The organism is Bacillus sp. UNC69MF (genome assembly GCF_000746035.1).
GTDB lineage: Bacteria > Bacillota > Bacilli > Bacillales > Bacillaceae > Bacillus > Bacillus velezensis.
The window spans coordinates 46,521-66,740 of record NZ_KN050798.1 but is presented as its reverse complement, the minus strand read 5'-3'; the positions used below and the strand labels follow the sequence as shown (position 1 = coordinate 66,740).

19 protein-coding genes are annotated in these 20,220 nt (G+C 48.1%); 3 read left to right on the top strand and 16 right to left on the bottom strand.

Annotated features, from left to right (window positions below; genetic code table 11):
- Nucleotides 1-89: 89 nt before the first annotated feature.
- Nucleotides 90-1,544 carry a peptidoglycan endopeptidase LytF gene (locus tag BR62_RS0112530; RefSeq protein WP_015239474.1) on the top strand — a complete coding sequence of 485 codons (1,455 nt, stop codon included), beginning with the start codon at nt 90-92 and terminating at the stop codon, nt 1,542-1,544.
- A gap of 44 nt (nt 1,545-1,588) precedes the next feature.
- On the opposite strand, the gene BR62_RS0112525 is transcribed toward BR62_RS0112530, so the two are convergent.
- Nucleotides 1,589-1,912 (bottom strand): DUF3889 domain-containing protein, encoded by a 324-nt coding sequence (locus BR62_RS0112525; RefSeq protein ID WP_007610300.1) that lies wholly within the window; start codon nt 1,910-1,912, stop codon nt 1,589-1,591.
- Between the two features lie 190 nt (nt 1,913-2,102).
- Here BR62_RS0112525 and BR62_RS0112520 point away from each other — a divergent pair, with 190 nt between their 5' ends.
- Nucleotides 2,103-2,345 carry a YhdB family protein gene (locus BR62_RS0112520; RefSeq protein WP_003155335.1) on the top strand — a complete coding sequence of 81 codons (243 nt, stop codon included), beginning with the start codon at nt 2,103-2,105 and terminating at the stop codon, nt 2,343-2,345.
- A 13-nt stretch (nt 2,346-2,358) separates the two neighbouring features.
- Here the strand turns inward: BR62_RS0112520 and BR62_RS0112515 are convergent, their stop codons facing one another.
- The 13 genes from BR62_RS0112515 to BR62_RS0112455 form a co-directional block, all read right to left on the bottom strand.
- Nucleotides 2,359-2,883, bottom strand: coding sequence for an NADPH-dependent FMN reductase (locus BR62_RS0112515; RefSeq protein WP_032871071.1), 525 nt, complete (start codon nt 2,881-2,883; stop codon nt 2,359-2,361).
- Complete coding sequence (locus BR62_RS0112510) at nt 2,883-3,527, bottom strand: response regulator (RefSeq protein ID WP_012117168.1); 645 nt, start codon at nt 3,525-3,527, stop codon at nt 2,883-2,885. Before BR62_RS0112510 ends, BR62_RS0112515 begins: the two co-directional genes overlap by 1 nt.
- Nucleotides 3,527-4,654 (bottom strand): GAF domain-containing sensor histidine kinase, encoded by a 1,128-nt coding sequence (locus BR62_RS0112505; protein ID WP_032871069.1) that lies wholly within the window; start codon nt 4,652-4,654, stop codon nt 3,527-3,529. Before BR62_RS0112505 ends, BR62_RS0112510 begins: the two co-directional genes overlap by 1 nt.
- Nucleotides 4,655-4,799: 145 nt before the next feature.
- Nucleotides 4,800-6,542: a phospho-sugar mutase gene (locus BR62_RS0112500; protein ID WP_032871067.1), complete on the bottom strand. Its 1,743-nt coding sequence runs from the start codon at nt 6,540-6,542 to the stop codon at nt 4,800-4,802.
- Between the two features lie 139 nt (nt 6,543-6,681).
- On the bottom strand, nt 6,682-8,349 hold the full coding sequence (gene glpD / locus BR62_RS0112495) for a glycerol-3-phosphate dehydrogenase (RefSeq protein WP_003155341.1): 1,668 nt from the start codon (nt 8,347-8,349) through the stop codon (nt 6,682-6,684).
- Nucleotides 8,350-8,487: 138 nt separating this feature from the next.
- Nucleotides 8,488-9,978 (bottom strand): glycerol kinase GlpK, encoded by a 1,491-nt coding sequence (gene glpK / locus BR62_RS0112490; RefSeq protein WP_007409284.1) that lies wholly within the window; start codon nt 9,976-9,978, stop codon nt 8,488-8,490.
- 16 nt (nt 9,979-9,994) lie between these two features.
- Nucleotides 9,995-10,822 carry an MIP/aquaporin family protein gene (locus tag BR62_RS0112485; RefSeq protein WP_007409285.1) on the bottom strand — a complete coding sequence of 276 codons (828 nt, stop codon included), beginning with the start codon at nt 10,820-10,822 and terminating at the stop codon, nt 9,995-9,997.
- Nucleotides 10,823-10,994: 172 nt separating this feature from the next.
- The gene (locus tag BR62_RS0112480; protein WP_007409286.1) at nt 10,995-11,570 is read right to left on the bottom strand and encodes a glycerol-3-phosphate responsive antiterminator; all 576 of its coding nucleotides are present in this window, start codon (nt 11,568-11,570) and stop codon (nt 10,995-10,997) included.
- Nucleotides 11,571-11,586: 16 nt separating this feature from the next.
- Nucleotides 11,587-12,939, bottom strand: a complete 1,353-nt coding sequence (locus tag BR62_RS0112475; RefSeq protein ID WP_096335154.1) for an aspartate aminotransferase family protein — start codon at nt 12,937-12,939, stop codon at nt 11,587-11,589.
- Between the two features lie 244 nt (nt 12,940-13,183).
- On the bottom strand, nt 13,184-14,722 hold the full coding sequence (locus BR62_RS0112470) for a bifunctional GNAT family N-acetyltransferase/carbon-nitrogen hydrolase family protein (protein ID WP_032871064.1): 1,539 nt from the start codon (nt 14,720-14,722) through the stop codon (nt 13,184-13,186).
- Nucleotides 14,715-15,404: an HAD family hydrolase gene (locus BR62_RS0112465; RefSeq protein WP_003155347.1), complete on the bottom strand. Its 690-nt coding sequence runs from the start codon at nt 15,402-15,404 to the stop codon at nt 14,715-14,717. The genes BR62_RS0112470 and BR62_RS0112465 overlap by 8 nt, the downstream gene beginning before the upstream one ends.
- 127 nt (nt 15,405-15,531) lie before the next feature.
- Nucleotides 15,532-15,954, bottom strand: coding sequence for a CBS domain-containing protein (locus BR62_RS0112460; RefSeq protein WP_007610283.1), 423 nt, complete (start codon nt 15,952-15,954; stop codon nt 15,532-15,534).
- Between the two features lie 135 nt (nt 15,955-16,089).
- The gene (locus BR62_RS0112455; RefSeq protein WP_032871063.1) at nt 16,090-16,479 is read right to left on the bottom strand and encodes a DUF5365 family protein; all 390 of its coding nucleotides are present in this window, start codon (nt 16,477-16,479) and stop codon (nt 16,090-16,092) included.
- Nucleotides 16,480-16,588: 109 nt separating this feature from the next.
- Between BR62_RS0112455 and BR62_RS0112450 the strand changes: the two genes are divergently transcribed.
- The gene (locus BR62_RS0112450) at nt 16,589-17,497 is read left to right on the top strand and encodes an RluA family pseudouridine synthase (protein WP_007408447.1); all 909 of its coding nucleotides are present in this window, start codon (nt 16,589-16,591) and stop codon (nt 17,495-17,497) included.
- Here the strand turns inward: BR62_RS0112450 and BR62_RS0112445 are convergent.
- Entirely contained in the window at nt 17,494-18,090 is a 597-nt protein-coding gene (locus BR62_RS0112445; RefSeq protein WP_032871062.1) for a class D sortase, read from the bottom strand. The two genes, BR62_RS0112450 and BR62_RS0112445, sit on opposite strands and share 4 nt — an antisense overlap.
- Entirely contained in the window at nt 18,087-20,141 is a 2,055-nt protein-coding gene (locus tag BR62_RS0112440) for a 5'-nucleotidase C-terminal domain-containing protein (RefSeq protein ID WP_032871061.1), read from the bottom strand. The genes BR62_RS0112445 and BR62_RS0112440 overlap by 4 nt, the downstream gene beginning before the upstream one ends.
- Between the last annotated feature and the right edge of the window lie 79 nt (nt 20,142-20,220).

Below are 20,220 nucleotides of genomic sequence, written 5' to 3'. Positions count from 1 at the left end.
GATATAAAGATTATCATTACTGATATCCTCACCTTGCGGCTGCAACGAATGGGGATAGTAAAATCATCGCAGGAAAAGGGAGATTCATTATGAAAAAAAAGGTAGCGGTCGGTTTGACTGCATCTGCGATCGTCGGGTCTGCGTTAGCTGTAACACCGGCAGAAGCACAAACGATTAAGGTTAAAAGCGGAGATTCATTATGGAAGCTTGCCCAAAACTACAATACAAGCGTGGATGCCATTACATCAGCGAATCATCTAAAATCCACCGTTATTTCTATCGGGCAGACACTCAACATTCCTAACGGCAAATCAGATTCCGGCAGCAAAAAGCCATCTTCAAAGAACAGCGGCACGACTAAAAGCGTTTATACAGTGAAAAGCGGCGACTCGCTGTGGCTGATCGCATCTGATTTTAAAATGTCCGTACAGGAACTGAAAAAGTTGAACGGTCTGACAAGCGACTTAATCCGCGCCGGACAGAAGCTGCAAGTGACGGGGAAAGTTTCCTCAAGCACCGATCAGAAAAAAACCGCTCCTGGCAGCAGCTCAAACAGCAGCAAAAAGCAGTCATCATCTTCCGGGACGTATAAAGTCAAACTCGGCGATTCACTATGGAAGATCGCAAACAGCGTCAATATGACCATTGCGGAACTCAAAGTATTAAACAACTTAAAAACGGATACGATCTACGTAAACCAAGTCCTGAAAACAAAAGGAACGTCTTCTTCGGGAAACACGCCGTCAAAAGACAATTCAAACCAAAATAAAAACCAGACGCAAACGTCCTCCTATACAGTAAAAAGCGGAGACTCACTCTGGAAAATCGCAAACGCATACAACATGACGGTTCAGCAAATCAGAAGCATCAACAAACTGACGTCAGACATGCTTCGGGTCGGACAAGTGCTTAAGCTGACCAAAACGTCATCTTCCGGCTCTTCGTCTTCACCGTCAACTCCGAACCAGTCCGGAGATACAGGGAAAACCACTACATATACCGTGAAAAGCGGGGATTCTTTATGGGTGATTGCCCAAAAGTTCAATGTGACCGCCCAGCAGATCCGCGAGAAAAACAATCTGAAAACAGATGTTCTTCAAATCGGACAAAAGCTGACGATTACCGGGCAGCAGACAAACACAACACCGAATCAGTCCGGCAACACAGGCGGCACAGGTTCAACAAGCGCGAAGATTAATGTAATGATCGATGCCGCAAAAGCTCAGCTGGGCGTACCGTATGTATGGGGCGGGACGACGCCGAGAGGCTTTGACTGCAGCGGTTTCATTTATTACGTTCTCAATAAGGTCACTTCTGTATCCAGACTTTCAGCCGCAGGCTACTGGAATACGATGACATCAGTCAGCCAGCCGGCTGTCGGTGACTTTGTCTTTTTCTCAACTTATAAAGCCGGACCTTCCCACGTCGGTATTTATCTCGGGAACGGCCAGTTTATTAATGCCAACGATTCGGGTGTCGTTATTTCCAGCATGAACAATTCCTATTGGAAACAGCGCTACCTCGGCGCAAAACGTTTCTTCTGATATCTGACAAGCTGTACGGCCTCAATTAGGCTGTGCAGCTTTTTTTACAGTCTGAAAATATTAATGCTGATCACATGTTTTGTCACGGGATGGAAATACACTTCAGCACGGGATGAAAACGTTTCTTTTGTTGTTTGCACCGTTACGCGAAACACATCTTTCGTCTGTTCCCGGTTCACTTTTGTACGGCCCATGTACGAATAATCGGTAAGCTCGGCCCCCTTGTATTCACGTTCAAGCTGGTTCCATGCGAGCTGCTCCCATTTTTCAACTGATGGATCAAGGTGTTCTGTATGCCCTTTTTCAGCGATCGAGGCAATGAGAATGCCGCAAAACAAGAGGGCAAGCGCAAATGGAAGGGATTTCATCTTTATGTTCTCCTGAGTCGTTTTTTGTCAATCTTAGCGTGTCCAAAGAAGAGACGGATATGCGGTTTTATTTTATGTCTCCCTCATATTGCTATGCCGCTGTGATAAGGACACCAACTTTTCCCCCGTTGCATCGGTCTTCGGCGGCATAAACTAACGGAGAACTTCTCATTGAAAGGAGAAGCGTTAGATGGATCATGCCGATTATGACAAAGCCTTGTATTACACACACCGGTCTCAATGGGACAATTTGTTAATATTGATGGTTCGTACAAAAGATGATTTATTATCAAAGCGTATTGAGCACTTTCTGCACGCGTATCATTTCGAATATGATCATGCGGTGCTTGAAAAAGAGCTGTATTCCCTTCTCGGGTATATTGATCATGCGACAGAGCTCGCTTATGAAGATCAATTAGCCATGCTGACATAAAACAATCCCGGCGTCAGACGCCGGGATTTCTTATGTTTGTGAACATATTCAGCTCTTCGATCATCTCTTTTAGGCTGACAGCCATATCCTCAGATACGGTCCGGCGCTCCATGTCGATGTGAATCGGGTCTAAGACCAGCTGTTTCGGGATGACATTTGCATAGACGCCCCGCATGACCGTCCGCATATTCGCCAGCGCGTTCATGCCTCCTTTTCCTCCGCCCGCCGCAGCAATGATTGCCACCGGTTTGTATGCCCAGTGATCGCTGCTTAAAAAATCGATGGCGTTTTTTAAAGCGCCGCTCATGCCGCTGTGATACTCGGGAGATAATAAGACGACGGCCGCCGACTTTTTCACCTGCCGCCTTAACTCTTCCACTGCAGGCAGCTCGTTCTGTTCTTCTTCACCGTTATAAAGCGGCAGTTCACTTTCGCTCAAATCAATAAAATCGGTATGAAACCGATCACTTATATAAGAAGCGGCAATTCTAGTCCGCCCGTTTTTTCTCGGTGTTCCGCTGATCACTAATATGCTCATCATTTTACCGCCTTTCCAAAAACATTATATTTTACCGCATACAATGCCGCCTGCGTCCGATCGGAAAGATTCAGCTTTGACAGCAGGTTGGACACGTGGGTCTTCACTGTTTTTTCTGAAATAAACAGTGCCGCCGCAATTTCCTTATTGCTTTTCCCTTTGGCTATTTCTTGAAGAACATCTTTTTCACGGGGGGTCAGCTGATCATATTTTTCCTTATCCTGATCATCCTGAACCATATGGGTCAGCACGTGAGGCACAATATCCGCCGACAGCCGGTAACGTCCGGAATACACTTCCCGAAGCGTTTTTACTAAATCATCGGGCTGGGCGTCTTTCAGCTGATACGCTTTTGCGCCGGCTTTAAGGGCGGGAATGACATGCTCCTGATCAGAATAGCTCGTCAAAACGACGATACTGATGTCCGGAAATCGTTCCGCCGCAATTTTTGCCGCTTCTATGCCGTCCATATCAGGCATTGATAAATCCATCAGAATGATGTCCGGCTCCGTCTTTTCAGCTTGCTGAAGCGCTTCAGCACCGGTGGACGCCTCACCGACAACTTCAATGTCTTCCTGAGTGGCGAAGAAATAGCGCAGTCCTTTGCGGACAACGTGATGATCATCAGCAATCACAATTTTCATCAATCAGACCTCCTGTCCCGAAACGGAAGCCGAACGGAGACAATCGTTCCGGCGCCAAGCTCGGATTGCAGTGTAAAGCGGCCGCCGATTGCTTCAGCCCGCGCTTTCATGCCGGCCACGCCGAGCGATGGGAGCACAGCATGCGCATCAGCGCTGAAGCCCGCTCCACGGTCGCTAATATGAAGCTCAGCGCAATCCGGCTTTTTAACGGCGGAAATGATAACCCGGTCCGTTCCCGCATGCTTTTTACAGTTATTCAAGGCTTCCTGGGCGATCCGCCAAAGCGCGTGTTCCTGTTCATCTGTAAGCTCCAGCTCATCCTCCATTTCACAAACGGCTTCCAGGCCGATAAGAGCGGCATAGCTTTTGATCGACGCATACAGCCCTTTCGTCAAACTTTCCGGCTTCAGCTGCCAAATAAGCGCCCTCATTTCTGTTAGCGCATCATGAGACAGCTCTTGAATAAACGTAATCATCTGCCGGAGCCGATCATCATCTGTAAAGCTCTTTGCGGCTTTTGCCGTTAAGCTGACAGAAAACAGCATTTGATTGACGGAATCATGCAGCTCTTGCGCAAGTCTGCTTCGTTCCATCAACAGGGCGTTCTGCTGCTCAAATTCGGCCAATTTCATCCGCTGAATCGCCGTTCCGATTTGAAATGCAACCGCTTCAAGAAGATGCAGTTCTTCTTCGTTGAAAAATGTCTTTTCGCTTGCGGCGACGTTTAATAAACCGAACTTCCGGCCGCCGTCCTCAAGCGGTACGGTCGCATGATGGGTAATGCCCTCTGTATCGCGGCAGTTCGTCGTCTGTTCCGCGAATTCAATCCGTTTACAATTCATTATGTTTACGGCCTTTGTCAATCCGCCATTGCTGAATTTGGTCAGACAATAGCATTCCCCGCTGCACATGAGTGCATTTTCCCGCTGACCGAGAGCCGGCGGTAAATAAGCGGATGCGGCGAGCGTATAAGATCCGTCCGGCTCAATCAGAAAAATCCACCCTGTCTGCAGCCCGGTCAGGCTGAGCAGTTCGCGAAGCACTTTATCAAGCGCTTCCTTTAGATCGTGGCTTTGGTTTAAGGTTTCCGCAATCGCTTTTAACGTTTCTACCGTCGTTTTCGTCAATTTCCCTCACTCCGGCCAATCAGAATTATCCATATTATATCAATTCTTTTCTGTATATTCCTTTGTTTTCAGCATGAATTTTCCTCATACTTTCGGATGAGGCGTATAAAAAAACCGCCGGATGTCGCTTCCGGCGGTTTGTTGTTTATTTCGTTTTTTCCACTATGCCATCTACCGTTTTCATGACGGCTTCAGATAATGCGGCAAGACGCTGTTCGCTGTCTTGTAAAGAAGTTCCCTTCACGGCGAAATAGAACTTCACTTTCGGCTCCGTTCCCGATGGACGAAGGCAGAACCAAGAGCCGTCTTCAAGGAAATATTTCAGGACATTTGACTTCGGCAGATCAATATCTTCTTCATGATGATCGGCAAATACAGTCCGTTTTCCCGTTGAATAGTCTTCAGCCTGCGTGATTTGTTTTCCGGCCATCTGCTTCGGCGGATCGTTTCGGAAGGAAGTCAGGATAGCGGAAATCTGCTCTGCTCCCTGTTTTCCTTTTAATGTCAATGACTTCAAGCCTTCACGGTAATAACCGTATTCTTTAAAAATGGACAGCAGCGCGTCATAAAGCGACATGCCCTGCTTTTTATAGAAGGCGCATACCTCGACGGCTAACAGCGCAGCCTGGATCGCGTCTTTGTCACGCGCGAAATCGCCGATTAAGTAGCCGTAGCTTTCTTCATACCCGAACTGGAACGTGTATTGGCCTGATTTTTCATATTCTTTGATCTTTTCACCGATAAATTTGAAGCCTGTCAGTGTGTCAACCGTATCTAATCCGAACGATGAAGCGACGACGCGGCCCAATTCGCTCGTGACAATCGTTTTCATGACGACACCGTTTTCAGGAAGGGCGCCCTGTTTTTTCTTCTCGGAAAGCAGGTAATGCAATAAAAGCGCGCCTGTCTGGTTTCCCGTCAGCACTGTGTACTTGCCTTCGCTGTTTTTTACGGCAATGCCGAGACGGTCGGCATCCGGGTCCGTAGCGACGAGAATATCAGCGTTTTGTTCTTCTCCGAGTTTAATGGCATATTCGAAAGCCGCGTGCTCTTCCGGATTCGGCGATTTGACGGTTGAAAAATCCGGGTCCGGCAGCTCTTGCTCCTTCACGACGGTGACGTTTTTGTAACCGAGTGCTTCAAGACCGCGGCGCACCGGTTTATTTGCCGTGCCGTGCAGCGGAGTGAACACGACGCTGACATCCACTTCATCCGAAAGCTCGGGATGTACGGAGATGGAAGTCAGTTCTTCAGTATACGGTTTATCAATTTCTTCACCGATTATTTTAATCAAACCTTTTTCTTTCAGCGACTGTTCATCTTCAACTTGAATCGTTAATTCATTTTCTATGGCATTCACTTCCGCAATGACGATGTCCGCTTCTTTCGGCGGCAGCTGTGCGCCGTCATCGCCATACACTTTATATCCGTTATATTCAGGCGGGTTATGGCTGGCCGTCACGACGATACCGGCATAAGCGTTCAGCTTTCTCACCGCAAAAGACAGCTCAGGCGTCGGGCGGAGCTCATCAAATACGTATGTTTGAATGCCTTGGGAAGCAAGGGTTTTTGCAGCTTCCATCGCAAACTCAGGAGATTTATGACGGGAGTCGTATGCGATCGCAACCCCTCTTTTTTTCGCGTCTTCCCCCTGTTTTGCGATATACGCTGCAAGTCCGGCGGATGCTTTGCGGACCGTGTAAATATTCATCCTGTTCGTACCCGGCCCGATTTCTCCTCTCATGCCTCCTGTTCCGAACTCAAGATTTTTGTAGAAAAAATCTTCCAGCAGCTGCTCGTTTCCTTCTGCGTCCGCCAATAATTTTTTCAATTCTGAATCTAATTGTTCGGCCTGATTCCAGCGTTCGTAACTCTTACTCCAACTCATGTTCGTCCTCCTATAATTTCAGCTTATGACCATATTTTAATATGAAGCGGCTGCCCGTGTCACTTGATAACTTAACCAAATGCTTTATGTAAAAAGATAAAAGAAGGGCTCATGCCTTTTCGGCACAGCCCTCCGGTTATTATTGTTCGAGCGGAACAACCGCGTCGTGCAGCAGCGTATTTAACCACTCAGTGTGTTTTTCTTTCGTTTCGTCATTCCATTGGAATCGGTCGCTCATGTAATCAATCACGGCCGTTTTATACGTTTGCACCCATTTGATGTCGAAGAACAGTCTTCCCGTTCTGCGGACGAAGAAATCGGCAGGTGTCGCAGCCATTTCTTCTTCGATGCTGTAAGCCGCTTCAGCCAAAATGTGAACCGGAATCTGGCGTTTTTCCGCTTCGTCTTTCAGACCTTCAATCCGGCTGAATACATTTTCAACGTTAGAGCCGTATCTGATGGCTAACTGCTTAGCGGTTTCCTGTGATAAACCGATTTTCAAGCCGTCTTTTGTCTTTGCTTCCACAAATGACTCGAAGTTTTTAGAGCCGCCGACATGTCCGCCGGAAATCGGCATCGTCTTCGTCTTGCAGCCGCCGAAGTCCTGGCCGCCCTCTTCTTTCAAGCGGTCGCGGACAAGATCGACAATGTGCTCAGCCATTTTACGGTAGCCCGTCAGTTTTCCTCCGGCGATCGTAATCAGGCCTGATTGAGATGTCCAGATTTCATCTTTACGGGAGATCTCAGACGGGTCTTTCCCTTCTTCGTGAATAAGCGGTCTGAGGCCGGCCCAGCTTGATTCAATATCGTCCGCCGTAATGTTCAGTTCCGGGAACATATAATTGATGGAGCTGACGACATAATCGCGATCCTGCACCGTCATGCGCGGGTGCTCAAGTTTTTGTTTGTAAACCGTATCGGTCGTACCCACGTATGTTTTTCCTTCACGCGGAATGGCGAACACCATCCGGCCGTCCGGCGTATCAAAGTACACCGCCTGTTTAAGCGGGAATACGGATTGGTCGAATACGAGATGGACCCCTTTTGTGTGCTGAAGATGTTTTCCGCTTTTGCTGTGGTCTTTTTCTCTCAGCTCGTCGACCCACGGACCTGTCGCATTGACGATTTTTTTGGCGTAAACTTTGTATTCCTTGCCTGACAGCAGATCTTCAATTAAAACGCCGACAACTTTTCCTTTTTCATAAAGCAGTTCTTTCACTTTAGAATAGTTGACAGGCTCCGCACCGAATTTAACGGCTTCTTTCATGACTTCAATCGTCAGTCTCGCATCGTCCGTCCGGTATTCTACATAATAGCCTCCGCCTTTTAAGCCGTCTTTTTTGACGAGCGGCTCTTTTTGCAGCGTTTCTTTAGCAGACAGCATGCTTCTGCGCTCTGATTTTTTTACTCCCGCTAAATAGTCATACACACGCAGGCCGATGGAAGTAGAGAATGAACCGAACGTGCCGCCTTTATGAAACGGCAGCAGCATCCATTCCGGCGTCGTGACGTGCGGGCCGTTTTCGTACACGATGGCACGTTCCTTACCGACTTCTGCAACCATTTTGACTTCAAATTGCTTCAGATAACGCAAACCGCCGTGGACAAGCTTTGTGGATCGGCTTGATGTGCCGGCCGCGAAATCCTGCATTTCGCTCAAAGCGACTTTCATTCCCCTTGAAGCAGCGTCAAGCGCCGTACCGGCACCCGTAATACCTCCCCCTATAATAAACAGATCGTATGTTTTTTTAGTCATGTCTTCCAGCATATGATCCCGTTCCAAACTTGAAAATTGGTGATTCATCATTACGTTTCCTCCTTGTTGTCACGGTATAGAAAAAGAGACCACAACAGCCAAAGCGCATGTCATCACTTTGGTGCTGTGGTCTCTCCTCATCTCAGGACCGTTCCTATTAACTTGTTTTCAGTATACCACATTTTTATCTTATTTAAAAGCCATAGCTGCATTTACTGCTTTTTTCCATCCGCCGTACAATTCATCGCGTTTTTCATCTTCCATTTCCGGTTTGAATTGCTTATCAAGGTTCCATTGATCAGCGATTTCAGTGCTGTCCTTCCAGTAGCCGACAGCGATTCCGGCCAAATACGCAGCACCGAGCGCCGTCGTTTCATTAATTTCCGGACGTTCGACCGGCACATCAAGCAAGTCGCTTTGGAACTGCATGAGGAAGTTATTTTTTACCGCTCCGCCGTCTACACGCAATGTTTTTAAAGAGATGCCTGAATCAGCCTCCATGGCATCAAGCACATCTTTCGCCTGATAAGCGAGAGATTCAAGCGTAGCCCGGATAAAATGCTCCTTCGTCGTTCCGCGTGTCAGGCCGAAAACTGAGCCGCGCACGTCACTGTCCCAGTACGGTGTGCCTAATCCGACGAAAGCGGGCACGACATAAACACCGTCAGCGGAATCCACACGCTCTGCGTATGTCTCGCTTTCTTTTGAATCTTGGAACATCCGCATGCCGTCTCTCAGCCATTGGATGGCAGAACCTGCGACAAAGATGCTTCCTTCCAGTGCATACTCGACTTTTCCGTCTAATCCCCAGGCGATTGTCGTCAGAAGGCCGTGATCAGAAGTGATGGCTTTTTCTCCGGTATTCATCAGCATAAAGCAGCCTGTGCCGTATGTGTTTTTCCCCATGCCTTCTTCAAAGCACGCCTGACCGAACAGCGCAGACTGCTGGTCTCCGGCCGCTCCCGCAATCGGAATGTTTTTACCGAAGAAATGATAATCAACCGTTTTCGCGTACACATGAGAAGACGGTTTCACTTCCGGCAGCATTGATTTCGGCACGCCTAAAATATCAAGCAGCTCGTCATCCCATTTTAATTCATGTATATTAAACATCAGCGTTCTTGAAGCGTTGGAATAATCCGTTACGTGCGCCGCCCCTCCGGACATTTTCCAGATGAGCCATGAATCAATCGTTCCGAACAGAAGACTTCCGTTTTCCGCTTTTTCCCGCGCGCCTTCTACATTGTCAAGAATCCATTTGACTTTCGTTCCTGAGAAATAAGGGTCGATCAAAAGTCCCGTTTTTTCTCTGAATGTATCATTATATCCTTTTTCACGAAGCTCTTCGCAAATGCCGGATGTTTGTCTCGATTGCCAGACAATCGCATTGTATACCGGCTTTCCGGTATCTTTATCCCATACGACCGTCGTTTCCCTTTGGTTCGTGATGCCGATACCGGCAATTTGATCAGCGCTGATTCCGGACTCGGAGATCACAGTCGCGATAACGGCGAGCACCGATCCCCAGATTTCGTTCGCATTGTGCTCCACCCAGCCCGGCTGAGGGAAATGCTGTGTGAATTCCTTTTGAGCGGAATGCACGATTTTTCCTTCTTTATTAAAAAGAATCGCTCTTGAACTTGTTGTGCCTTGGTCAATTGATAAAATATAGGTCTCCATGATGCCGCTCTCCTTTTTAAATATATTCAGAATTTGATAATGTTTTCTGTGATTGAGATTTCTTGGTATAAAGATAAAGTATGAAAAGCACTACAACCATTATAACGCTTACAAACCAAAAGCTAGGTGTCACATTTCCTTTAAACGCGGCATTGTAAAATACGCCGCCGAACGCACCGCCCATGATCGGACCGATTACGGGAATCCAGGCATATTTCCAATTTGACGGCCCTTTTTTCGGAATCGGCAAAAAGGCGTGAGCGATTCTCGGCCCCAAATCCCGCGCAGGGTTGATCGCATATCCGGTCGTCCCTCCAAGAGAAATCCCGATGGCAACGATGAGGAATCCGACAATCAGCGGGTTCAGCCCTTTTGTAAATTCATTCGCTCCGATTGCCAAAATGCCGAGCACAAGCACAAACGTACCAATGACTTCACTTATCATATTCCCAAATGTATGAGGAATACTCGGGCCGGTCGAGAAAACGCCCAGTTTAGCGGCCGGATCATCCGTCGCCTTCCAATGCGGCAGATAATGAAGGTACACAACAACCGCACCGATCATTGCTCCGATCATCTGTCCCGCAATATAAACAGGTACCTCTTTCCAAGGAAAGCTGCCTTCAAGCGCAAGGCCTATCGTTAAAGCCGGATTCAAGTGGGCGCCGCTGATGCTGCCGACGGCATATGCCGCCATGGCTACTCCCAATCCCCAGCCGAATACAATAACAATCCATCCGGATTGGTATGAAAGCGATTTCTTTAAATTGACTCCCGCACAAACGCCGCCGCCGAAAATAACAAGCAGCATTGTACCGATTACTTCTCCCCAAAATGCTGTCATCATCATTCCTCCTAAATGACATAATAGCAGGTTTGACAGAGTTATAGAGAATAAAAAACCCACAACAAACCGCTTTACGCTTTATTGCTTCCGTAAAGAGCTGTTGTGGGTCTCCGGGTCTCCATCACATAGTATTAACCTAGGTCTATTGTAACAATGGGTGTAAGCGGTGTCAATCTTTTTTTGTCATAGAATGTTCATATTTAGCCCATAGGTCGGTGTCTGAAGTCGTCACGGCCGTGGCTCCTGCCTGCAAGGCGTTTTCAACGTCCTGCTCCGTGCGGATGAAGCCGCCGGCAAAAATCGGAATCCCCGTCATTTCTTTAATTTCTCTGATTAAAGTCGGAACGATGCCCGGGAGAACCTCGATAAAGTCAGGCTTATGCTTTCCGACGAATTCCATGCTTTTCTCCATGGCGCTCGTATCTAAGAGAAACAGACGCTGGATCGCGTATATTTTCTTTTGTTTCGCTTTGACGATGACTGATGATCTCGTCGAAATGATGCCCGCGGGCCGGATATCCTGGCAAATGAACTCCGCACCGTATTCATCATGCTTAATGCCGTGGATTAAATCGACGTGAACCATCAGAAGTTTTCCGTGTTTTTTCGCTTCATTCACGACACCTTTTAATTGACCGAGGTGGATATCTAAAATGACGCCGTATAAGAACGGACTTTCTAAAAATGCATCGAATTGCTTCATGTTCCGGATTGCCGGTAGAATCTGCTGGTTGTGAAAACTCATGTTTTACTCCTTTACATTAAAAATCAATGCTCAGCACGCTTTCCTTGACGGTCGAAATGATGAAAGAGAGCTCCTCGTCCGACAGGCAAAAAGGCGGAGACAGCTGAATGACATTATTATATCCCGCTACAGTATCGCCATTTTTCCCGACAAGCAGGCCTTTTTCTCTGCACGCGGTGATGACGTGCTGCACAAGGGCGGCATCAGCGGGTTCCTTCGTGATTTTGTCCTTGACGAGCTCAATGCCGGCAAGAAGGCCCTTGCCCCGTACATCTCCGACCGCCGGATGTTCTTTGAGCGGCTCAAGCTCACGGAGCAGCCTTTCTCCAAGCTCCCGGGAGCGGGCGATCAGATTTTCGTCCTCCATCAATTGCAGGTTTTTCAAGGCCAGAGCGCAGGCTGCCGGATTGCCTCCGAATGTATTCACGTGCCGGAAGCGGCCGTACGGCTCACCGCCCGAATACGCCTCAAAAATCTCCCGTTTTACTGCCGTTGCCGACAGCGGCAGATAAGCGCTCGTAATGCCTTTTGCCATTGTGACGATGTCCGGTGAAACGCCGTAATGCTGAAATCCGAACGGCTCTCCCGTGCGGCCGAAACCGCAAATAACTTCATCACTGATCAGAAGCGCGCCGTGGCAGCGGCAAATGTCCTCTACCTTTGCCATATACCCGTCCGGGGGCATCAGTATCCCTCCGCCTGTAATAATCGGTTCCATAATAACGCCGGCAATCGTTTCGCTTAACTCCCACGTCATGATCCGGTCGATTTCATGCGCGCTTTCCAATGTGACGGCATCGCCGGGATTCCGATAGAGATCAGGCGGCGCCGCGTGCAAAAAACCTTGTGAGAGCGGCTCATATTTATACTTTCTCTGCGCCTGGCCGGTAGCGGCGAGCGCCCCCATCGTATTGCCGTGATAGCCTCTGTACCGGGAGATGAATTTGAAGCGGCTGTGATCGCCGTTTTCAATGTGGTATTGGCGGGCAATTTTGAACGCGGTTTCATTTGCTTCCGATCCGCTGTTGGAAAAGAAGATTACATAATCGCCGCCGAGCCATTCATTCAATTTTTCCGCAAGCTCAATCGCGGGTTGATGGCTTTGGGTCAGCGGATAATAAGGAAGCTCCTTCAATTGGCTGTAAGCCGCATCGGCAAGTTCCTTTCTGCCGTATCCGATATTGACGCACCACAGGCCTGACATGCCGTCCAAATACCGTCTGCCGTCAATGTCCGTAACCCAGGCGCCTTCCCCTTTTTGGACGATTATGCTGTCATCCGGCTCCGCCCCTTTCATCGCGTGCCAAATCAGCTCTTTATCCTTTTGTTTGAGTGACTGATTTTTTTGTACATGTTCCACACCGCTCATCTCCCTTTCAATATCATTGCACTGTATCGAAAGCTGCCCGGCTTCTGACGCCGATTCTCTTGGTGAAGTTTTCCTCTTAATAAGAATATAAAGGCGCGGCATGGGCGAGTCAATAAAGCGGCGGCAATTAAAAAAACGCTTTCTCCCAGAAAGCGAAAGGGCTACAAGAGCATATCCCGAAACCGGGGCCGGTGCAAGTGTTTTTATAAAAAAACCCGCCCCTTAAGCGGAGCGGGCGTTTTTTTTATTTCAGATGCGTAATCCGGTAAATATCTTTGCGCCGGTCTTTCAGCTGGCGCACGGTTCCGTTTTCACGCTGCCTTCTTAAGATTTCAAGGTCCACGTCCCCGATCACGACCATTTCGATATTCGGATTCGTTTCACCGACGATTCCGTCTCTGGCAAATTCAAAATCAGACGGAGCAAAAATGGCTGACTGCGCGTATTGAATATCCATATTTTCTGTTTGCGGCAGGTTTCCGACCGTACCTGAGATGACGGTGTAAATTTGGTTTTCAATCGCTCGCGCCTGAGAGCAGTACCTTACGCGCAAGTAGCCTTGGCGGTCTTCAGTGCAGAACGGCGTAAAGATAATTTTCGCCCCTTGATCCGCGGCAATTCTCGCAAGCTCCGGAAATTCGATATCGTAACAGATCTGAATGGCGATCTTTCCGCAGTCCGTATCAAATACGCGCACCCTGTCTCCGGCGCTGATGCCCCACCATTTCCGCTCATTCGGCGTAATGTGAAGCTTATATTGTTTTTCAATCGTGCCGTCACGTCTGAATAAGTACGCGATGTTATAAATTTTCCCCTCTTCTTCAACGAAGTGGGAGCCGCCGATGATGTTGACGTTATATTTCACCGCGAGATCTGTAAAGAGGCTGATATAGTCCTCGGTATATTCGGTAATCCTCTGAATGGCCAGACTCGGAGAACGCTCCTCGAGGAAAGACATGAGCTGCGTCGTGAAAATCTCCGGGAACACTGCGAAATCAGATCTCGCATCGGAAGCCACATCGACATAATATTCAACCTGATTGGCAAATTCCTCGAAGGAGTAAATCTTTTTCATTTCATATTGAATGACGCAGATGCGCACCGGAAATGCCGATTTGTAATAGCGCTTCGATTGCGGCAGGTAATCGACATTGTTCCATTGCATTAATGTCGCATATTTAATGGACGCGGTGTCATCCGGGAGATAATTCGGATTGATCCGCATGAGCGTAAATCCGTTCATCAGCTGGAAAGAAAGCACCGGATCATAAATCTGATGGCGCGTCACCTGTTCGACATAAGCTCTCGCCGTCATTTCTTCCGCATACTTATGATAATTCGGAATCCGCCCGCCGATAATGATGCTTTTCAGATTCAATCGTCTCGCCAAGTCTTTTCTCGCCTCATACAGCCGGTGTCCGATTTTCATCCGTCTGTATTCCGGGTGAACCATTACCTCAATCCCGTACAGATTCAATCCGTCCGGGTTGTGGTTCGTGATATAACCGTCGTCTGTAATGTCCTGCCACGTGTGGCGGTCATCATATTCATCGAAATTGATGATCAGGCTTGAGCATGAACCGATAATCTCCCCTTCATACTCGGCGCAAAACTGACCTTCCGGAAAGTGCGCGAGATGGCTGATTAAATGCTCAGGCTCCCACGGCTCCATCCCCGGAAAACAATCCTTTTGCAGCTCAATAATTTTGTTGATATCTTTCTCTTCCATATTCCGTATGACCATTTTCTTTTCAAAACGGGTCAGATCAAGTTTCTCAGACAATGCTGCTTCCCCCTGCCGGTTCGTTTTGATCGTTCAATCGCTGTAAGAGTAATTCAAGTTCCATTTCCGCCATCGATTCCAGTCTGTGATCGTATTCTTCAAATAACAGGGCGCTTGTTACCTTATTCGGGACGATGACACATTTCATGCCGGCCCGTTTGGCTGCGATTGAGCCGTTGACCGAATCCTCAAAGGCCAGACATTCAGATGGTTCAACGCCTAAATGTTCCGCAGCTTTCAGATATAGTTCCGGATTCGGCTTCACTTCTTCTACGTCGTCAGCCGTCTGAATCACTTCAAATTCATCAAACAGGCCTAATTCCTTCAGATGGCCCGATACCCATTTAAAATCTGAGCTGGACGCGAGCCCCACTTTCAATCCTAATTCTTTTGCCGCGGCTAAATAAGCCTCCACCCCGGGACGCGCCGTTTCCGTCTTCATCCGCTGTTCGAAGCGCCCGCGCCTGATCGCCGTCAGTTCATCATGATCGAGCTTTCTTCCCAGCTGCTCCTCTAAATATGCGAACGGCTTAAACCCCGCGGCCGTTCCGATCACCTTTCCCCAGACGGATAAAGGCAATGTTGAACCGTGTTCTTCAAACATTTCCTGCAGCACTTCATATTCATGGGTTTCTGTATCTAAAATTAACCCGTCAAAATCAAAGATTAATGCTTTTATCAATGGTTACAGCTCCTTTAGCTAAACGTACTGACCTATGTATACACTATACCGTGAATTTCTTTCGCGTTCAAAATGTAACATTCTCACGGAAAGAAGAGCCTGCATGAGTGCAAGCTCTCTTCATCCGTTACTGTGTGTTTTGACTGGAAATATTGGAAAGAGCTGCTCCCGCAGACTCATTTGAACGCTGATCGACCGCTAAGTCTCCAAGCGCAACGATCCCGACCAGATGATTTTGATCGACAATGGGAAGGCGGCGGATTTGGTGTTGGGCCATCAGATGTGACGCCTCTTCAAGACTCATTTCCGGGTTTCCGGATACAACTGTAGAAGACATCACGTGTGAAACAGGTGTTTGGCCGTCGCGGCCTTGAGCCGTTGTTCTCAATGCGATATCACGGTCTGTCAGCATTCCTTTTAATTCCCCTCCGTCAACGACGGGAATTGCTCCGACATTATGCTGGTGCATCAGCGCAGCCGCTTCCTGAATCGTTTGATTGGGAGAAACGGTAGCCACGTGGGTAGTCATTGATTGTTTGATTGAACTCATTGTAAAGCACCCCTTTCGACATTTATTATGCTCGGGGATTTGTCTCATTATAAAGGGAGTTAGAGGAAAGAAATTGTGGTATCATGTCAAGGAAGCAAAAAAGAGCCTGTCAAAAGGCTCTTTATACCCGTCAGATCAGCCTTCTGTACCGCAGGCTTCTGATCCGGCCCCTGTCTCGAAAGCATCATAGGTAAAGGGAAAATTCATTCCGCATTCATTCAGCAAAGCGCAATTTTTATCAAACAGCGCCCGCTCTTTGACGTCATATACCGGGTGCGGCTTTGACAGCATGATATGTACCGTTTGCAGACAAGCCATAATTTGAAACGCTTCTTTTAAAGTTCCTTGGTAACGTTGGTTTTGTAATGATAATACGCCCCTTTTTTTAAAGCGCTGAATTTCCAGTTCGGAGAAATAAAGAGGAAAGACATTTTGAAACAATTCAGAGGAAAGCTCTTGTATCGCGCTTTCTTGTCCGTCAGTCGCTGCGTTCACAATTCTCACATCAATCACCTTTCTTGCCATGTGAATATCCTTAATCTTTATCAAGAATAGCATAGAAAAAAACGCGAAAGCTAAGGTAAGTGTTTCCTATTGAAACAGCCGCTTTCCGCTTGAAAAGGAGCTTTATGATATGAAACAAAATGACCGCGGTCTGGAACTCCTGATTACGGAAAAGCACGCCGGACAATGGCTGTTTTCAGTCCTGAAATCTGAATTCCAGGCGTCAAAACCCGTAATTACGGAATGGATGAACCAAGAAAGCATTCAGGTGAATCGAACATCCCCGAAAAACAACATCATACTGAAAACCGGAGATCGCTTATTCATTGATCTTCAGGAAAAAACGGGTTCTTCGGTGACTCCGGAATACGGAGAGCCGGACATTTTATTTGAGGACAATCATATGCTGATTGCAAATAAGCCGGCGGGAATGCCGACTCATCCAAATGAAGAGGGTCAGACCGGCACCCTCAGCAACCTGATCGCTTACCATTTTCAAATCAACGGCGAGCAGGCGAAAGTGCGCCACGTTCACCGTCTTGACCGTGACACGTCAGGCGCGGTCGTTTTCGCGAAACACCGCCTGGCCCATGCAATCCTTGACCGTCAGCTCGAAACCAAAACATTAAAACGCACCTATATCGCCGCGGCGGAAGGAAAAGTCACGCCTAAAAAAGGCACGGTTGACTCGCCGATCGGCCGCGACAGGTCACATTCCGTCAGACGGCGCGTCTCACCCGGCGGACAAGCCGCCGTCACCCATTACAAAGTGAAAGGCTATCATCCCGGTGCGCAGCTTACATTGGCAGAGCTTGAACTGGAAACCGGGAGAACACATCAAATCAGGGTGCATATGGCAAGCATCGGCCATCCGTTGGCGGGCGATGACCTGTACGGCGGAAGCAGGACGCTGTTTCACAGGCAGGCGCTTCACGCAAAAAAAGTCAGTGTCGTCCATCCGATCTCAGGAGAAGAAATCGTTGCCGAGGCGCCGATGCCGGCTGATCTGGCTCATTTTACCGAAACGTATTTTTCTTAAACAGGGTCGGCATATATAATATATCGTTTCGGCGCATTTCCAATGTAAGAAAACGGGTAGCAAGTGGTCAGGATCAGTTCCTCCCGCTTGTGCTGAAGGGTGATGACAGATGTATCATCCCGGCTGACGATTTTTGTACGGCTGATTTTATAAGAAAACGTGCCGTAAGACAAAATCACGTTCAGTCTGTCTCCTTTTTTCAGTTCGCCGGTCCGGCGGAACACCGTGTCCCTGTGGCCGGATAACACAATTTGGCCGTGATCGCCCGGATAATAGCTGTCCTTATAATGTCCGACGCCTTTTGCTAAATCATCTGCGTCAGTCCCTTCCACGATCGGGAGCTCAGCGTCGATTTCAGGGATTTCTAAAATGCCGCTTGCCTCCCCCGTTTCGGGGTGAAATTCTTTTTTGCGCTGTGCCAGCACGGCGCTTTTTGTTTCGTTCTTTTCCAAGACAGGTTCTGTTGCTTTTTTTGCTTCTTCAAGCGATTGGTTCGTTTTCATATGTGAATCAATGATCTTCCAGCTTCCGTAACATGTGATGATGATACCGGCGATGATGACGAGAAGCGGAATATGTTTCAGTTTGTTCATCGTGTGCGGGTTCCCCTTTTCTTTCTGAAAAGCCAATATACGCCGGCACCCGTGATCACCAGGCCGGCCAATGCCGTCTGATGGCTGCCCGCTGAAGTATCAGGCAATGGGCGGCCTTTTTGTGTGCCGCTTTCAGTCTGATTTGTGCTTTGTTCCGAATTTGCGGCAGACGCCGGACGGGATTCGGGAATTGACTGCACTGTATCAGATGCTGTTTCTTTTACGACAGGACGTTCAGGTTTTTTGGTTTGATCAGGCTGTTCTGCTGCATCCGGTTTTTTAGCGGGTTTATCCGCTTGCGGTTTTTCTCCTTTATCAGGCCTGGTGCCGCCCGGTGTTTCCCCGCTTCCCGGCTGATTGCCGGTGTCATCAGGTGTTTCGGCGGCTGATGCCGTGCGGATGCGGCCGTCGGTTTGATAAGAAATCGGCGCGGAAAAGCTTTTGACATAGTCTACTGTCGCTTCCAAATCCTCAGGCCCCGTCACCGGATTCTTGCCGAGTTTCCCGATCGGACCGTATTTTGCCCCCGCTGCCGTTGCCATAAATTGATTGACTGTTACTGTATATCCTTTTTCGGGCTGTATGTCTGTCCCGTCCGCCATCTTCATATCAACCGCTTGTCCGGTTTCCGGGTTCCATGTATAGGAAAATCCGCTGATGCTGTAATCCGGTCCGTACACCGGAGAAATTTGCGCGTTAATGATCTCCCGCAAATCTTTTCCTTTGATTTCAAGCTTCGTCAGCACATTGCCGAACGGCTGTACATTATAAAGGTCTCCCCATGTGATCGGCCCTTTTTTTAAGCCGTCCCGGATGCCTCCTCCATTCATAAGCGCAAAATCGGATTTCATCTTCGCTTTCATACCGTCGGCAATCAGATTTCCGAGCGCCGTGTCGCCGTCATTTGAATACCCGCCCGTTATATCATGGGCCGCTTCCCCGACTGCTTCGCTGATAATCGGTTTCACTTTCTCTTCATATTTGCTTAATATGCCTGCCGCAGCCGGGTCAGGCTTGATTTTGCTTTGATCGATATATTGGATTTCCGCTGATTTTTTCACGATATCCTTCGACTCTTTATCAAGTTCAAGATCCGCGATTCCGATTGCTTTTCCGTATTCAAATGCCTGCACGATCAGCTTGCCGTCGATTTCTCCGTTTACGACTTTATGATTGTGCGCGGCGAAAATCACATCAATCTCTGAGTCTGTTCCGCTTGCAAGCTTTGCGGATTCTCCCGTGATTGCTGAGCCATTTTGTTCAGCAGACATATGGGCGAGCACGGCGATTGCTTTAATTCCTTTTTTCTTCAGGTCAGCGGCGGCGTCATTGACAGCCTTTACCTCATCCGTAAACGTAATATTTTTAATTCCGTCCGGGATGACCATGCCTGCCGCCGATCTGGTTACAACCCCGATAAATGCGACCGGAATTCCGGAAACGTATTTAATTTCATACGGCGGCAGAAAGGACTCCCCTGACTTCAGTTTACAGTTGGCGCAGACGAGCGGGAAATTTTGGCCGTCATAACCGCTTGTCCCCTTACCGTCCGGATGATCTCCTCCATTGATGATCCGTTTAAGCTCATTCGTTCCTTCATCGAATTCGTGATTGCCGACAGTTCCGACATCAAAACCGATGTCTTCCATCAATTCTACTGTCGGTTCATCCTGAAAAAGGGCTGACACGGGAGAGCTGCCCCCGATCATATCGCCCACATGCACGACAAAGGCGTGTTCTTTCTCGGCTTTCGCCTTTTTAATGTACGCTGCGGCGTAGTCCATCCGCCCGAAAGTGCCATCCGGTTTACCGTCTCCGTTAAGGTCAAGCTCATATTGCTGATCAATTTTTCCGTGCAGATCATTCATACTGATGATTCTGAGCGGGACACGGCCGGAGTCTTCTGTCTGCTGTTCTTTATACGCTTTATCCATTCCAGCTTCATTCAGTGATCCTGCTTGTCCGATTGCTTCCGCATCTTTCACGCTGAACATCAAAAAACAAACCGTCAGCAAACAGCACGTAAGACGCATACCCCTTTTTTTCTTCATTCATTTCCCCCCTGTCTTCTAAGAAATACGTTAGCTTATTTTCTTAAAAATCACATCACTTTTTTGTAAAGATTGTCTT

Coding starts and splice junctions, on each gene's coding strand:
- BR62_RS0112530 (WP_015239474.1), top strand. CDS start 90: ATGAAAAAAAAGGTAGCGGTCGGTTTGACTGCATCTGCGATCGTCGGG.
- BR62_RS0112525 (WP_007610300.1), bottom strand. CDS start 1,912: ATGAAATCCCTTCCATTTGCGCTTGCCCTCTTGTTTTGCGGCATTCTC.
- BR62_RS0112520 (WP_003155335.1), top strand. CDS start 2,103: ATGGATCATGCCGATTATGACAAAGCCTTGTATTACACACACCGGTCT.
- BR62_RS0112515 (WP_032871071.1), bottom strand. CDS start 2,883: ATGAGCATATTAGTGATCAGCGGAACACCGAGAAAAAACGGGCGGACT.
- BR62_RS0112510 (WP_012117168.1), bottom strand. CDS start 3,527: ATGAAAATTGTGATTGCTGATGATCATCACGTTGTCCGCAAAGGACTG.
- BR62_RS0112500 (WP_032871067.1), bottom strand. CDS start 6,542: ATGAGTTGGAGTAAGAGTTACGAACGCTGGAATCAGGCCGAACAATTA.
- glpD (WP_003155341.1), bottom strand. CDS start 8,349: ATGATGAATCACCAATTTTCAAGTTTGGAACGGGATCATATGCTGGAA.
- glpK (WP_007409284.1), bottom strand. CDS start 9,978: ATGGAGACCTATATTTTATCAATTGACCAAGGCACAACAAGTTCAAGA.
- BR62_RS0112485 (WP_007409285.1), bottom strand. CDS start 10,822: ATGACAGCATTTTGGGGAGAAGTAATCGGTACAATGCTGCTTGTTATT.
- BR62_RS0112480 (WP_007409286.1), bottom strand. CDS start 11,570: ATGAGTTTTCACAACCAGCAGATTCTACCGGCAATCCGGAACATGAAG.
- BR62_RS0112475 (WP_096335154.1), bottom strand. CDS start 12,939: ATGAGCGGTGTGGAACATGTACAAAAAAATCAGTCACTCAAACAAAAG.
- BR62_RS0112460 (WP_007610283.1), bottom strand. CDS start 15,954: ATGAGTTCAATCAAACAATCAATGACTACCCACGTGGCTACCGTTTCT.
- BR62_RS0112455 (WP_032871063.1), bottom strand. CDS start 16,479: ATGGCAAGAAAGGTGATTGATGTGAGAATTGTGAACGCAGCGACTGAC.
- BR62_RS0112450 (WP_007408447.1), top strand. CDS start 16,589: ATGAAACAAAATGACCGCGGTCTGGAACTCCTGATTACGGAAAAGCAC.
- BR62_RS0112445 (WP_032871062.1), bottom strand. CDS start 18,090: ATGAACAAACTGAAACATATTCCGCTTCTCGTCATCATCGCCGGTATC.
- BR62_RS0112440 (WP_032871061.1), bottom strand. CDS start 20,141: ATGAAGAAAAAAAGGGGTATGCGTCTTACGTGCTGTTTGCTGACGGTT.